Origin of the sequence: Haloferax sp. Atlit-12N, assembly GCF_003383095.1 — an archaeon.
GTDB lineage: Archaea > Halobacteriota > Halobacteria > Halobacteriales > Haloferacaceae > Haloferax.
Window position 1 is genome coordinate 236,016 of record NZ_PSYW01000003.1, and the last position, 13,928, is coordinate 249,943.

Sequence of the window (13,928 nt, forward strand, 5' to 3'; positions counted from 1 at the left end):
ATACCAGTACGCGCGAGTCGGCAGCGGGCGCCGTGACAAGTCCAACTCATGAACGCCCACCGCCGACGCTCGCGCTACGCTCAGCATCAACCATCGAAAGCGGTTTTCCGAGTCGAACGGGACGCCTTTCTGCGACTCGGCGTCACCGTTCTCCGGACCAGAACACTTATTCAGATACTTGACAACGAGTAGCTATGGACGCCAAACATCCGGTGCGAACCACCGAGAAGACACTGGCGCTCGTCGAGGAGTTGATGGAGAAAGGACCCTGTGGGGTCACGGAGCTAGCGAGCGACCTCGACATGGGAAAGAGCGCGGTCCACAACCACCTGACGACCCTCCAGAAACACGGGTACGTCCTCAAGGACGGCGACGACTACCGCGTCGGGCTGAAGTTCCTCGAAGTCGGCGGTCACAGTCGGAAGTCGATGGAGGTGTATCAGGTCGCCGAACCCGAGGTAAAATCGCTCGCCGCCGATACGGGTGAACTCGCCAACCTCCTCGTCGAAGAACAGGGGATGGGCGTCTACTTGATGCGGGCGAAAGGCGACGACGCCGTCGACCTCGACACCTACGCGGGCCTCCGAACGAACCTGCACACGACCGCCCTCGGGAAGGCGATTCTCGCGAACCTCCCAGAGTCCCGGGTGGACGAGATAATCGAGCGCCACGGTCTCGAACAGAAGACACCGAAGAGCATCGGCACGCGACAGGAGCTGTTCCAGGTGCTCGAAGCGGTCCGCGAGCGAGGCTACGCTATCGACGACGGCGAGCGCCTCGAAGGACTGCGCTGTCTCGCGGCACCCATCAAATCGTCCTCCGGTGAAGTGCTCGGAGCCATCAGCGTCTCCGCACCCGCCAGCCGGGTCAGCGACGAAGACCTCCACGGGTCGCTCCCCGAACGCGTCCTGAGCGCGGCGAACGTCGTCGAACTCAACATCAACTACTGACACCCCCTGTTCTCCATCTCGGAACAGGACGCGAGCCAGTCGAATTCTCTATGTAGAACCGTGTTAACACAGCTCTCGGCGCACGATTACAACTGAAAATTACACACCTATACGTGTAACACGTACTGTGATCACCCGTAGAACTTCGTTCTGTTATAGAGAACCGGGTTTGGGGCGGACTGAGCCAACAGTATCGGCCGGATGAGAGTGCAGGTGACGGGAGAGGAGAGGAGAGGAGAGGAGAGGAGAGGAGAAAAGACGACAAAAAGAACGAGACGATGGCAGCCGGTCGCGGTCGCATCGACGGCCGCAGGGAGCCGCTCAGTAGTTGTCGTAGACGGTCTTCTCGATGGTGTAGAAGTCGAGACCCGCGTCGCCCTGCTCGCGCCACGTCTCGGAGGACGAGCGCTTGAACCCGCCGAAGGGGACGTGGAGTTCGAGGCCGGTCGTCTTGTCGTTGACCTTCACGACGCCGGCTTCAGCCTCGTCGACGAAGCGGTTCGCCTCGGTGTGGTCGTCGGTGACGACGCTGGCCGACAGGCCGTAGTCGACGTCGTTCGCGACCGCCAGACCCTCGTCGAAGTCACTCACTTCGATGACGGCGACGACCGGACCGAAGACCTCCTCCTGTGCGATACGCATGTCGGGGTCGACATCGGTGAACACCGTCGGCTCGACGAAGTGGCCCGTCTCGACTTCCTCGCCCTCGGGGACGCCGCCGCCGGCGACGAGGGTCGCGCCCTCGCCCTCGGCGATGTCGATGTATTCCAGCGTCGAGGAGAGTTCGGACTCGCTGACCTGCGGGCCCATCTCGTGGTCGGTTCCGGGGCCGACGTCGAGGGACTCCGCGCGGTCGACGAGTTCGGCGACGAAGTCGTCGTACACGTCCTCGTGGACGATGGCGCGGGAACACGCCGTACAGGACTGACCGGTGGTGCCGAACCCACCGTTAGCGACGATGTCGGCGGCCTCGGCGGGGTCGGCCGAGTCGGCGACGAGCGTCGGGTTCTTCCCGCCGAGTTCGGTCTGAACGCGCTTGCCGGCGTCTGTGGCCTGCTCGTAGACCATCTCGCCGACCTGACTGCTGCCGGTGAACGAGACGAGGTCCGTTCCCTCGTTGCCGATGAACTCGCTTCCGACCGAGCTACCGGGCCCGGTGACGACGTTGAGGACGCCGTCCGGAAGGCCGGCCTCGTCGAGCGCGCGGGCGATTTCGATGACGACGCCGGGTGCGATGGAGGCGGGCTTCAGGACGACGGTGTTGCCGGCGGCGAGCGCCGGGGCGAGCTTCCACGCCGGGATGGCGATGGGGTAGTTCCACGGCGTGATGAGCGCCGCGACACCGACGGGCTCTTGGCGCGTGTAGAGGTTCGTGTTCGGTCCGCTCGCACCCTTCTGCGTGCCGCCGAGGTCGGCGGCCTTCGTCGAGAAGTAGTGGAAGATGTCGATAGCGCGCTGTACCTCGCCCGCCGCTTCGGGCCGCGCCTTCCCCTCCTCGGCGATGAGAATCTCCGTCAGTTCGTCCTTCCGCTGGGCGAGGAGCGTGCCCGCCTCGCGGAGGATGCGCCCGCGCTCGGGACCGGGCGTGTTTCGCCACTCGTCTTCGGCCGCTACGGCGGCGTCGACGGCCGCCGCAGCGTCGTTCTCGTTCGAGTGCTGGTACGTCGCGACTACCTCGCTCGGGTTCGCGGGGTTCGTCACCTCGGCCGTCTCGCCGGTCTCGGAGGCGACCCACTCACCGTTGACGTAGTTTTTACTGGGTTCCGTCATCAGTCGTGTGTTCTCTCTTCCGACATACAATTCTTGCGAAATTGTCACCATTTGTAAGCCGCGAGCGACGGTCGGTGCTCGGAGGACAGCGACGGTGAGTACTCGGGACGTACACGCGAACTGAGCGACGAACTACCAACCCACACACTTTTGTAGTGGCTTTCGAGATATACGTGCGCAATGGTTGAGCAAGCGAAGCTTAGCGACCCGAACGCGGAGTACACGATGCGCGACCTGTCCGCGGAGACGATGGATATCACGAATCCGCGAGGCGGCGTCCGCGACGCCGAAATCACGGACGTACAGACGACGATGGTCGACGGGAACTACCCGTGGATTCTCGTCCGCGTCTACACCGACGCCGGCGTCGTCGGCACCGGCGAGGCCTACTGGGGTGGCGGCGACACCGCCATCATCGAGCGGATGAAACCGTTCCTCGTCGGCGAGAACCCCCTCGACATCGACCGCCTCTACGAGCACCTCGTCCAGAAGATGTCCGGCGAGGGCTCGGTCTCGGGCAAGGTCATCTCCGCCATCTCGGGCATCGAAATCGCGCTTCACGACGTCGCCGGGAAGCTCCTCGACGTGCCCGCCTACCAGCTCGTCGGCGGGAAGTACCGCGACGAGGTGCGCGTCTACTGCGACCTCCACACCGAAGACGAGGCCAACCCGCAGGCCTGCGCCGAGGAGGGCGTCCGCGTGGTCGAGGAGCTCGGCTACGACGCCATCAAGTTCGACCTCGACGTGCCCTCGGGCCACGAGAAGGACCGCGCGAACCGCCACCTCCGCAACCCCGAAATCGACCACAAGGTCGAAATCGTCGAGGCCGTCACCGAGGCCGTCGGCGACCGCGCCGACGTCGCGTTCGACTGTCACTGGTCCTTCACCGGCGGGAGCGCCAAGCGCCTCGCGTCCGAGCTGGAAGACTACGACGTGTGGTGGCTCGAAGACCCCGTCCCGCCGGAGAACCACGACGTGCAGAAGCTCGTGACCCAGTCCACGACGACGCCCATCGCGGTCGGCGAGAACGTCTACCGGAAGTTCGGCCAGCGGACGCTGCTCGAACCGCAGGCGGTGGACATCATCGCACCCGACCTGCCTCGTGTCGGCGGCATGCGCGAGACGCGGAAGATTGCCGACCTCGCGGACATGTACTACATCCCCGTGGCGATGCACAACGTCTCGTCGCCCATCGGAACGATGGCCTCCGCGCAGGTCGCCGCGGCCATCCCGAACTCGCTTGCCCTCGAGTACCACTCCTACCAGCTCGGCTGGTGGGAGGACCTCGTCGAGGAGGACGACCTGATTCAGGAGGGTCGCATGGAGATTCCCGAAAAGCCCGGCCTCGGGCTGACGCTCGACCTCGACGCCGTCGGAGAACACATGGTCGAAGGAGAGACGCTCTTCGACGAGGAGTAAACGAACGAGACTGTCCCACAGCGGCCGTATCAGCCTGACATAACACACCGACTGGACGCGATACGCGACACCGCAGCCGAGAGATGTGAGCGTCTCACCGCTCGCGGCGCGTCCGCCGCGGCCGCCTTTTACTCGCAGTCGTTCGATACCGGAGCGACGCGGTTCGCGTAGCAGCGACCGTGCTGATAGGAGACGAGTCCTGACTACCGGAGCAGCGCTTGCGAACAGAAGACGAGAGAAGGTGCGGATGGTCAGTCCGAAGAGTGGTGCGGATGGTCAGTCCGAGGAGGTGGGGTGTCTGGAGGGCCCGCAAGGGGTGAAAGAACGGACGGCGACAGCGCGTGTCGGCCGGGTCGTCAGTCGGAGATGAACGCGCCGATGGCGCGGTTCGACGGGAGCTCTCGGTTCTTCAGCGCGTTGCCGGTCTCCCCGTCGAACAGGTGAATCGCGTCCTCTGGGAACGAGACGGTCGTGTGGTCGCCCGATTCGACCCTCGACCGCCCGGTGGTGGTCGCGGTGAACCGAGCCCCCTCGTGGTCTTCGGCGAACCGCAGGTGGACGGTGTTCTCGTTGCCCTGCGGCTCGACGACGACGACTTCGGCGTCGAAGGTTCGGTCGCCGGAGCGTCGCTCGCCGACCGCGATATCCTCGGGTCGGATGCCGAACGTGAGGTCGCTCGCATCGCCGAGCTGCTCTCTGGTCGCATCCGAAAGCGGGTAGTCGAAGCCGTCGCCGCGGAAGGTGTCGCCCGAAAGCGAGCCGTCGAAGAAGTTCATCGACGGCTCGCCGATGAAGCCCGCGACGAACAGGTTGTTCGGCCGGTGGTAGCAGTCCAGCGGCGTCCCGACCTGCTGGAGTTCGCCGTCGTCGAGGACGGCGACGCGGTCGCCCATCGTCATCGCCTCGGTCTGGTCGTGGGTGACGTAGATGGTGGTGACGCCGAGTTCATCCTGCAAGCGCTGGAGTTCGGTCCGCATCTCCGCCCGGAGCTTCGCGTCCAAGTTGGACAGCGGTTCGTCCATCAGGAACACTTCGGGGTCGCGCACGATAGCGCGGCCGAGTGCGACCCGCTGTTGCTGACCGCCCGAGAGTTCGTCGGGCTTGCGGTCGAGCAGGTCGGAGATACCGAGCATATCGGTCGTCTCCTCGACCCGCTGGCGTATCTCGTCGTCCGGCAGGTCGGTCGATTCTTCGAGACCGAACGACATGTTGCCGCGGACGCTCTTGTGAGGGTACAGCGCGTACGACTGGAACACCATCGCGATGTCCCGGTCCTGCGCGGACACGTCGTTGAGGACGCGGTCTTCGAGTCGGAGTTCGCCCTCGGTGACGGTTTCGAGTCCCGCCATCATCCGGAGCGTCGTCGATTTCCCGCACCCCGAGGGACCGACGAGCACGAGGAACTCCCCGTCGTCGATGTCGAGCGATATCTCTTCGACGGCGACGATGTCGCCGCCGCCGTCGTCGGTGTAAACCTTCGTTACGTCGTCGAGTGTTAATCGTGCCATGGCTACTGTTCGAGTTCCGTGAGGTCGGCTTCCTGGTCGTGACGGCGGTTGTGCACCGCGGTTCCGGTCTCCGCGTCGAACACGTGAATCGTGTCCGGCGGAATCGTCACCGTGACGCGGTCGCCCCGCGTGACGAGGTGCATCCCCTCCGTGACCGCCTGTAGGGCGTCGTCGTCGGAGGGTTGGTCCGGGTGCGAGAGGTGGAGGACGTTCTGGTCGCCGTGGGGTTCCACGACAGTCACGTCCATCTGGAGTTCGTGATCGCCGATCGCGGCGTCGTCAGAGGCCGCGTCGGCGACCTCGATGTCTTCGGGGCGCACCCCCAAGACGAGGTCGTCGCGGTCGCCGACGGACTCCATCACGTCCTCGTCGAGCGGGTACGAGAAATGCTCGCCGACGAACGTCGTCTCCGAGCGCGTCCCGCGGACGAGGTTTATCATCGGCTCGCCGATGAACTCCGCGACGAACAGGTTGTTCGGCTCGTGGTAGCACTCGAACGGAGAGGCGACCTGCTGGAGTTCGCCGTCGTCCATGACGGCGATGCGGTCGGCCATCGTCATCGCCTCCGTCTGGTTGTGGGTGACGTAGACGGTCGTGACGGCGAGTTGGTCCTGCAGGTTCTGGAGTTCGGTCCGCATCTCCGCCCGCAGTTTGGCGTCCAAGTTGGACAGCGGCTCGTCCATCAGGAACACTTCGGGGTCGCGCACGATAGCGCGGCCGAGTGCGACCCGCTGTTGCTGACCGCCCGAGAGTTCGTCGGGCTTGCGGTCGAGCAGCTCGGCGATGCCGAGCGTCTCCGCGACTTCGACGACGCGCTCGTCGCGCTCCGCAGACGTGTATCCCTCCTCTTCTTCCAGCCCGAACCGGATGTTCTGCCGGACGGTCATGTGGGGGTACAGCGCGTAGTCCTGGAACACCATCGCGATGTCGCGGTTCTGCGGGACGCGGTAGTTCATGTGGTCCCCGCCGATGTAGATGTCTCCGCTGGTCGGGGTCTCCAGGCCGGCGAGCATCCGGAGCGTCGTCGACTTCCCACAACCCGAGGGACCGACGAGCACGAGGAACTCCTCGTCGGCGATGTCGAGCGAGAGGTCGTCGACGGCGACCGTGTCGCCGAAGCGCTTCGTCAGGTCGGTGAGTTGAATCTGTCCCATAGCTTAGGCCTCCGTGCGAAGTCCCTTGGCGAACTGCTCGGCGAACGCGACGTACAGGATGAGCGTCGGAACCGCGGCGAGGAACGCCGCAGACATCCTGATACCGAAGTCGATGCCGGAGGTCGACGCCCCGATTGCGGGCAGCACCAGCGTGACCGGTGCCGCGGGCGCGTCGGACCCGGTGACGAGCGTGAACGCGAAGAGGAACTCGTTGTAAATCTGCGTGAACTGGTAGATGAACACGACGCCGAACATCGGCTTCGAGATGGGCAGGATGATGCGCCGGTAAATCTTCGTGATGCTCGCGCCGTCGATTTTACCGGCCTCCACGAGCGAGTTCGGGAGGCTCTGGTAGTACGACCGGAACAGTATCGTACAGATGGGAATCCCGTAGGCGATGTGGGTGATGACGAGCGGCACGAGGTCGGCGTGGTACCCCTGGAAGAAGGGTATCGACGCCACCATCGGCTCTATCATCCGCGCGAGCGGGAAGATGTTGTTCCAGAAGCGCGCGAGCGGGACCAACACGGCCTGGTAGGGGACGAAGACACCGACGACGAAGAGCATCAGCACGCCCATCTGGGCCCGCCAGTTGACCATCGTGAGGCCGTAGGCGGCCATGCTCCCGAACAGGACGCTGCCGATGGTCGCCGGAATCGACATGATGAGCGAGTTGAAGAACGACCCCGAGAGCTGTTCGAGGGCGAACTGGATGTTACCGAGGGTGAAGCCCTCGCCAACCGGCGGCGCGAAGGGGAGCGAGCGAGCGACCGACTCGTTCGTCTTGATGGCGGTCATGATTCCCGTCTCTAACGGGACGAGGAAGAAGCCGAGGAAGAACACGACGAGCGCGTACTGGCCGACGCGCCGGAGGTTCACGTCCTCGACGAGCGATGCGACGTCGAAGCTGCCTGTGGGTGACGACTGTGACATGGTCAGAGACTCCCCTGTTTGTACTGGTAGTAGAGGTACGGTCCGATGACGCCGAGCGCCATGACGAGGAGCATGGTCGCGATGGCGGCCGAGTAGGCCCACTCACCGAACTTGAACGCGCGGCGCACCATGAGCGTCGCCAGGATGTCCGTCCCGTTCGGCGGGCGGTAGCGGCCGACGAGAGCGTACAGGAAGGTGAAGGCCTTCAGCGCGAACACCATCAGCACGACGGCCGCGCTGACGGACGCCTCTTTCAGTTGCGGGACGATGATGCGGAGGTAGGTCCGAGTGATGCTCGCGCCGTCGACGCGGGCGGCCTCGAACTGGTCGTCGGGAATCGACTGGAGCCCCGCGAGGTAGACGACCATCGTGTACCCGCTGAACTGCCAGATGAGGGCGAATATCACCGCACCGAGCGCGATTGATGGATTCCCCAGCCAGTCCACCGGATTGAACCCGAGTGTCGTCACAACGAGGTTGAGGATGCCGCTTTCGACGTTGAACATCCAGAGCCACAGTTGTGCGGTGACGACGAACGAGAGGCTCATCGGGAGGAGATAGACTGTCTGGAACTTCTCGGAAAAGCGGATGCCGTGGTCCAACAGGATTGCGAGGAACAGACCGAGCACCAGACAGATTGTGGTAAAGCCTACGAGGAGGACCAAGTTGTTCTGCGCGGCGGCGATGAACGCGTCGCTCGACAGCGCCTGAGCATACATCTCCAGGTCGAGAGCGGAGTAATCGGGGGTTCCGAGGCCCTCGTAATCCGTAAACGAGATGGCGAAGTTGTAGCCGATGCCACCGTAGACGGCGATGCTCATGAGGACGAACGGGATTCCCCAGTACGGCGCGGAGCGAACGAAGTCGCTGTTGAGGAAATACTGGAGCTTCGACTCCCACCCGACCGCCTCGTCGGGCGCGTCGGAGACATGCTCCGTGTTATCGTGTGTGGCCATGGATATACCTATATTCTATTTGTGAGTGATAAAGGTGTAGTTTCGGCCGAAGGCTTACTCCGAGACCGCTTCGATGAGCGCGTCGGCGGTGGCTTCGACCTTGAACGGCCCCATGAAGTTGTCGCCGAAGGCGGTCTTACACGCGCCCATCGTCTTGGGCGTGACGGCGAGTCCGTGGGCGATGGTCGGCGGATACGCCTCCGAGTCGGTGAGGTCCTCGTAGGTCATCGCGAGGAAGTCGGTCAGTTCGCTCGGGTCGATGTCGGTGCGGAGCGGAACCGACCCCTTGGGGTTGTTGAAGGCGATTTGTGCCTCCTTCGTGCCGACGAACTTCTGCCACGCGATGGTCTCCTCGCGACTCGGGTTGTTGCTCGGCGCGACGATGGAGTCCACGTGGTAGAAGTAGATACCTTCCGTACCCGGGAACGGTATCCAGTCCCACTGCTCTTTGTAGTTGAAGCTGTCGTCGGCGCGGAACATGCCGTACACCCAGTTCCCCTGGTGGATGGTGGCCGCGTTGCCCGAGATGACCTTCTGGCCCGCCGTCGTGAAGCTGATGGACGAGGCGTCGGCGGTGATGTAGTTCTCGTTGATCGTCTTCAGCGCCTCGAGCGCCTCGACGACGGCCGCCCTGTCGGGATTGCCCTCGATGAAGTTCATGTACGCGTCGACGCCGCTTTGGCTCGTCAGAATCTGCGCCCAGAGCTGGAGGTTCGTCCACGGCGCGACCATCGCCTGCGCCATCGGCGTCACGTCCGTGTTCTGGTCGATGGTTTCGAGCGCGTCGAGGAGCGCGTCGACGCTGTCGAGGCTCGACGCGTCGATGCCGGCCTCCTCGAAGACGGCGGTGTTGTAAAACAGGTTGTTCATCCGGTGAGACCCGAGCGGGACCGCCGGCATCTTATCGTTGAACTTACACAGTTCGACCGCGCGGGCCTGCATGGTGTCTTTGAACCCTTCGGCGTCCCACACGTCGGCTTCGAGGTCCATCAGCGCGCCCGAGTACCGTTCGAGGTTCTTCCCCGGCCAGTTGGCGAACGAACTCATCGGGTTGTTGTTCGCGAGCCGACGGAGAATCGTCGCGTTGAGGTTCACGTTCGCGCTCGCACCGACCGCCTGGAAGTTCGTATCCATCTCGGGGTGCTCCTCCTCGAAGGCCTCGATGAGCGCGGTGACCGCCGCCTCGCCGTCGCCGCCGGCCCAGCCGTGAAGGACTTCGAGCTGCGAGTCCCACGTGCTGCCTGAACTGTCCCCGCCGGTCTCGGTGTCGCCGCCGGAGTCGTCGGAACCGCTCCCACCCTCGGTGGTTTCGGTGTCGGAGCCGCCACCCCCGGCACATCCAGCGAGGCCGGCGGCGGCACCCACAGATAGGGCCTTCAGGTACTTTCGACGGTTCACACTTTCATCGCTACAGCCATGCTCAGCCATGTTGTACCCATGTTATCTTCCCTCATATATAGGTTGTGAATGACTGATGATGATATAAAAACGGACGGGGTAAATCAACGCGTCTCGAGAATATTTCTGGGTAATTATTCTGCAAAATAGTCCGGGACCGCGTTCTATGGCTGAACCAACCGGCGAGCGGGGAGGGGCGTCGTCAGCCGCGGCGCGCCTCGCGATAGGTCGACACCCCACTCACGTCGCGCCTCGGTCGCCGCTCACTCCACGACAGTCGCCGAATTATCTCGCGGGCGGTAGCCGATGGCGCGCATCGTCTCCGTGAGCGAGAGATACCGGTCGTCGTTCGCGGAGACGAGGTTGACCGCGAGCGGCGAGTCGGGAAGCGGCGACTCGACGGCCCGACGCATCCCCTGTGCGCAGTCGTCGGGACTAAGCCACATCGCACGGACGTAGCGCGCGACCGCTTCTTCCTCGTCCATCTTCTCGCGGAGTTCCTCGGCTGTCAGGAGCCACCCGATACGGAGGTTGAGAACTTCCAGTCCGTGTCGGTCCGCGTAGTAGTTGCCCAGCGCCTCGCCGAACACCTTGCTCACCCCGTAGTACGAGTCGGGACGCGCCGGATCCGACACGCCGACCGCCTCGGTGTCGGCGGCCAGCGTCTCCGGACGGGCCGGGTCGGCGATATTGTACATCTGGTGGACGTGGTTCGTGCTGGCGAAGACGAGTCGGTCGACATCGGCCGCCAGCGCCGCCTCGTAGACGTTGTACGTGCCACCGATGTTGACCTCGTAGACGCTGTCCCACGCCGCGTCGGGGTTCGGGTTGGCCGCGAGGTGAACGACGATATCGTGGCCCTCGAACGCCTCCGTCAGCGCGTCCTCGTCGCGCACGTCGAGAATGACGCTATCGAGTCCCTCGCGTTCTCGGTGCGTGATGGGCGTCACGTCGTGGTCCGAGTCCAGCGTCTCGACCGTGACTCTCCCGACGTTGCCAGCCGCTCCAGTGACCGCAATACGTGCCATACCATGACAATCGACGGAAGTCTATTAAACGTGTTCCAAGCGTCCGTCGCCGGATTGCCACGGGGAAAACACGTATGCGACAGGGTCACAATCACGGTGTATGGTCGACCGACCAACCGTTTTGAAAGACCCGCTCGACGGGCGGACGGCGCTCGTCACGGGAGCGAGTTCGGGAATCGGCGCGGCGACCGCGCGCGTGCTCGCCGAAGACGGCGCGGACGTGTGTCTCGCCGCCCGCAGAGTCGAGCGACTGGAATCGCTCGCGGACGAGATTCGCGCGGCGACGGGCGCCGCCGTGAGCGTCGTGCCGACCGACGTGACCGACTCCGACGCGGTCCGGGCGCTCGTCGACGCGACCGTCGAGCTGTTCGGCTCGCTCGACATCGTCGTCTGCAACGCCGGCCTCGGCGTCGACAAACCGGTCGCGGAACTCACCGACGAGGAGTACCGGCTGATGACGGGCGTCAACGTCGACGGGATGTTCTACACGGCGAGAGAGGCGATTCCGCATCTCGTGGAGTCGGAGGGCAATATCGTCTTCCTCGGGAGCATGTCCGGGAACCACCCGCGGCCCCACAATCCGGTGTACGCCGCGACGAAGTGGTGGGTCCGCGGGTTCGCGTCGAGCCTACAGGGGTCCATCGGCGAGGAGAACGTCGGCGTGACCTGCGTCAACCCGACCGAGGTCCGGACCGAGTTCGGCTCCGAGAGCGGCGAGACGCAATCGGAGTCGTTCGACGAGGGTGAGGTGACGGAGGCGATAGAGGTCGCCGACGCCATCGCCTACGCGGTCCGCCAGCGGTCGCCGAACACGGTGCTCTCGCTCGACCTCTACCGGCGAGACAAGATATCGCACTTCTGAAGGCGACGCCGGAAGTGGCGGCGACCCCCACGACCTCGGGGGAAGCGTATTTTGCGGTCGGTTGCGAACGAACGGCCATGACCGTCACACGAGTGGTCGACACGTCGTGCCGACTCGGCGAGGGACCGGTCTGGCACCCCGACGAAAAGCTGCTGTACTGGGTAGACATCGAAAGCGGACGCCTCCACCGCTACGACCCCGAGACGGGAGCACACGACTGTCCCGTCGAAACATCGGTCATCGCCGGCGTGACGATACAGGACGACGGGTCGCTGCTGGCGTTCATGGACCGCGGCCGCGTCGGGCGCGTCGTCGACGGCGAACTCACAGGAGTGACCGAAATCGTCGACTCACCGACTCGGTTCAACGACGTTATCGCCGACCCCGCGGGGCGGGTGTTCTGCGGGACGATGCCCTCGGAGTCCGCGGGCGGACGGCTGTTCCGTCTCGACACCGACGGGACGGTGACGACGGTCGAGACCGGCGTCGGAATCCCGAACGGGATGGGCTTCACCCGCGACCGCGAACGGTTCTACTTCACGGAGACGGAGGCACACACCATCTATCGGTACGCCTACGACGAGGAGTCGGGAGCCGTCTCGGACCGCGAGCGGTTCGTCGAATCGCCGGCGACGCCCGGATTGCCGGACGGCATGACGGTCGATTCGGCGGGCAACATCTGGTCGGCCCGCTGGGAAGGCGGCTGTGTGGTCAAGTACGATGCCGACGGAACCGAACTCGACCGGTTCGACGTGCCGACGGAGAAGGTGACGAGCGTCGCGTTCGGCGGATCCGACCTCGATTCGCTCTACGTGACGACCGCCGGCGGCGACCCGGACGGCGGAGCAGGCGACGACGAGGACGCGGGCGCGCTGTTCTGCCTCGACGTGGAAGCGACCGGGCGGCCCGAGTTTCGCTCCGACATTCGGTTGGGCTGAGTCGAAACGGACAGCGGCCGCGGGCCGTCAGTCCAACTCGACCGTGCGCCCGCTGTCGGCGCTCTCGTAAATCGCGTCGATGGTTCGCATGAGGTCGACGGACTCCTCGCGGTCGATTCGCGGCGTCTCGCCGGTCTCGACGGCGTGGGCGAACGCCTCGACTTCGCTGCGGTAGTTGTCTATCGGGTCGAACGTCTCCGTAACGACCCGGCCGTCCGTGGCGTAGGTGAGTTCGGCGGACGCCGTCGGTTCGATGTTGAACGCAGTCTTCGCCTCCAGCCAGCCGTCGGTGGTCTGGACGCGGTAGTACTGCGTCTCGGGCGTGTCGAACGACGATTCGACGCTGGCGGTCGCGCCGGAGTCGTACTCCAAGACGCCCGACATCCGGGTGTCGACGCCGCAGTCACGGGTGTCGGTCGTGCTCGCGTACACTCGGTCGGGCGTCCCGAGGAAGAGCCGCGCCGCGCTGATGGCGTAACAGCCGACGTCCATGACGCTCCCGCCGGCGAGTTCGGGTTCGATGCGGATGTTCTCCGCCCCGTCGGGCAGGCGGAACGAGAAGTTCGAGGTGACCGAGACGACCTCGCCGAGCTCTGACGCGACGAGTTCTGCGGCCCGCTCGGTTCGCGGGTGGAAGCGGTACATGAACCCCTCCATCAGCGTGACGCCCGCGTCCTCGCAGTAGTCGAAGACGGCGGCCGTCTCGTCGGCGCTGGCGGTCAGCGGCTTCTCGCAGAGCACGTGCAGGCCGTGGTCGGCGGCCGCCCGGACCCAGTCGGCGTGGAGGCTGTTGGGAAGCGGGATGTAGACCGCGTCGAGAGAGTCGTCGGCCAACAGCGCCTCGTAACTGCCGTACGCGGTGGGAATGTCGACCTCGTCGGCGACTGCGCTCGCCCGTTCCTCGTCGCGGGACGCGATGGCCGCCGCCGTGTGGTCGCTCGCCTGAATCGCCGGAATCACCGATTCGATGCCGATACCTGCGGTGCCGAGGATACCAAACTGCATGCGGAGA

General features: G+C 64.6%; 12 protein-coding genes. 4 read left to right on the forward strand and 8 right to left on the reverse strand.

The window, feature by feature from the left end:
* Positions 1–194: 194 nt before the first annotated feature.
* Positions 195–950: an HTH-type transcriptional regulator XacR gene (gene xacR, locus C5B90_RS15420; RefSeq protein ID WP_004972172.1), complete on the forward strand. Its 756-nt coding sequence runs from the start codon at positions 195–197 to the stop codon at positions 948–950.
* A gap of 321 nt (positions 951–1,271) precedes the next feature.
* On the opposite strand, the gene C5B90_RS15425 is transcribed toward xacR, so the two are convergent.
* A complete protein-coding gene (locus C5B90_RS15425) occupies positions 1,272–2,720 on the reverse strand; it encodes a 2,5-dioxovalerate dehydrogenase (protein WP_115882864.1) in 1,449 nt (482 codons plus the stop codon).
* Between the two features lie 180 nt (positions 2,721–2,900).
* Between C5B90_RS15425 and C5B90_RS15430 the strand changes: the two genes are divergently transcribed.
* Complete coding sequence (locus C5B90_RS15430) at positions 2,901–4,139, forward strand: xylonate dehydratase (protein WP_115805603.1); 1,239 nt, start codon at positions 2,901–2,903, stop codon at positions 4,137–4,139.
* Positions 4,140–4,495: 356 nt separating this feature from the next.
* On the opposite strand, the gene xacK is transcribed toward C5B90_RS15430, so the two are convergent.
* From xacK to C5B90_RS15460, 6 genes are all read right to left on the reverse strand, one after another.
* Positions 4,496–5,647, reverse strand: coding sequence for a xylose/arabinose ABC transporter ATP-binding protein XacK (gene xacK, locus C5B90_RS15435; RefSeq protein WP_115882865.1), 1,152 nt, complete (start codon positions 5,645–5,647; stop codon positions 4,496–4,498).
* A 2-nt stretch (positions 5,648–5,649) separates the two neighbouring features.
* On the reverse strand, positions 5,650–6,801 hold the full coding sequence (xacJ, locus tag C5B90_RS15440; protein WP_115882866.1) for a xylose/arabinose ABC transporter ATP-binding protein XacJ: 1,152 nt from the start codon (positions 6,799–6,801) through the stop codon (positions 5,650–5,652).
* A gap of 3 nt (positions 6,802–6,804) precedes the next feature.
* A complete protein-coding gene (xacI, locus tag C5B90_RS15445) occupies positions 6,805–7,734 on the reverse strand; it encodes a xylose/arabinose ABC transporter permease XacI (RefSeq protein ID WP_115882867.1) in 930 nt (309 codons plus the stop codon).
* Between the two features lie 2 nt (positions 7,735–7,736).
* The gene (gene xacH, locus C5B90_RS15450; RefSeq protein WP_058828574.1) at positions 7,737–8,690 is read right to left on the reverse strand and encodes a xylose/arabinose ABC transporter permease XacH; all 954 of its coding nucleotides are present in this window, start codon (positions 8,688–8,690) and stop codon (positions 7,737–7,739) included.
* A gap of 54 nt (positions 8,691–8,744) precedes the next feature.
* The gene (locus C5B90_RS15455; protein WP_199517526.1) at positions 8,745–10,055 is read right to left on the reverse strand and encodes an ABC transporter substrate-binding protein; all 1,311 of its coding nucleotides are present in this window, start codon (positions 10,053–10,055) and stop codon (positions 8,745–8,747) included.
* 296 nt (positions 10,056–10,351) lie between these two features.
* Entirely contained in the window at positions 10,352–11,116 is a 765-nt protein-coding gene (locus tag C5B90_RS15460) for an L-arabinose 1-dehydrogenase (protein WP_115882868.1), read from the reverse strand.
* A 100-nt stretch (positions 11,117–11,216) separates the two neighbouring features.
* Here C5B90_RS15460 and C5B90_RS15465 point away from each other — a divergent pair, with 100 nt between their 5' ends.
* Both C5B90_RS15465 and xacC read left to right on the forward strand, forming a co-directional pair.
* Positions 11,217–11,978, forward strand: coding sequence for an SDR family oxidoreductase (locus C5B90_RS15465; protein WP_199517518.1), 762 nt, complete (start codon positions 11,217–11,219; stop codon positions 11,976–11,978).
* Between the two features lie 77 nt (positions 11,979–12,055).
* Positions 12,056–12,916 (forward strand): pentonolactonase XacC, encoded by an 861-nt coding sequence (gene xacC / locus C5B90_RS15470; protein WP_115882869.1) that lies wholly within the window; start codon positions 12,056–12,058, stop codon positions 12,914–12,916.
* Between the two features lie 27 nt (positions 12,917–12,943).
* Here the strand turns inward: xacC and C5B90_RS15475 are convergent, their stop codons facing one another.
* On the reverse strand, positions 12,944–13,921 hold the full coding sequence (locus tag C5B90_RS15475; RefSeq protein WP_115882870.1) for a D-xylose 1-dehydrogenase: 978 nt from the start codon (positions 13,919–13,921) through the stop codon (positions 12,944–12,946).
* Between the last annotated feature and the right edge of the window lie 7 nt (positions 13,922–13,928).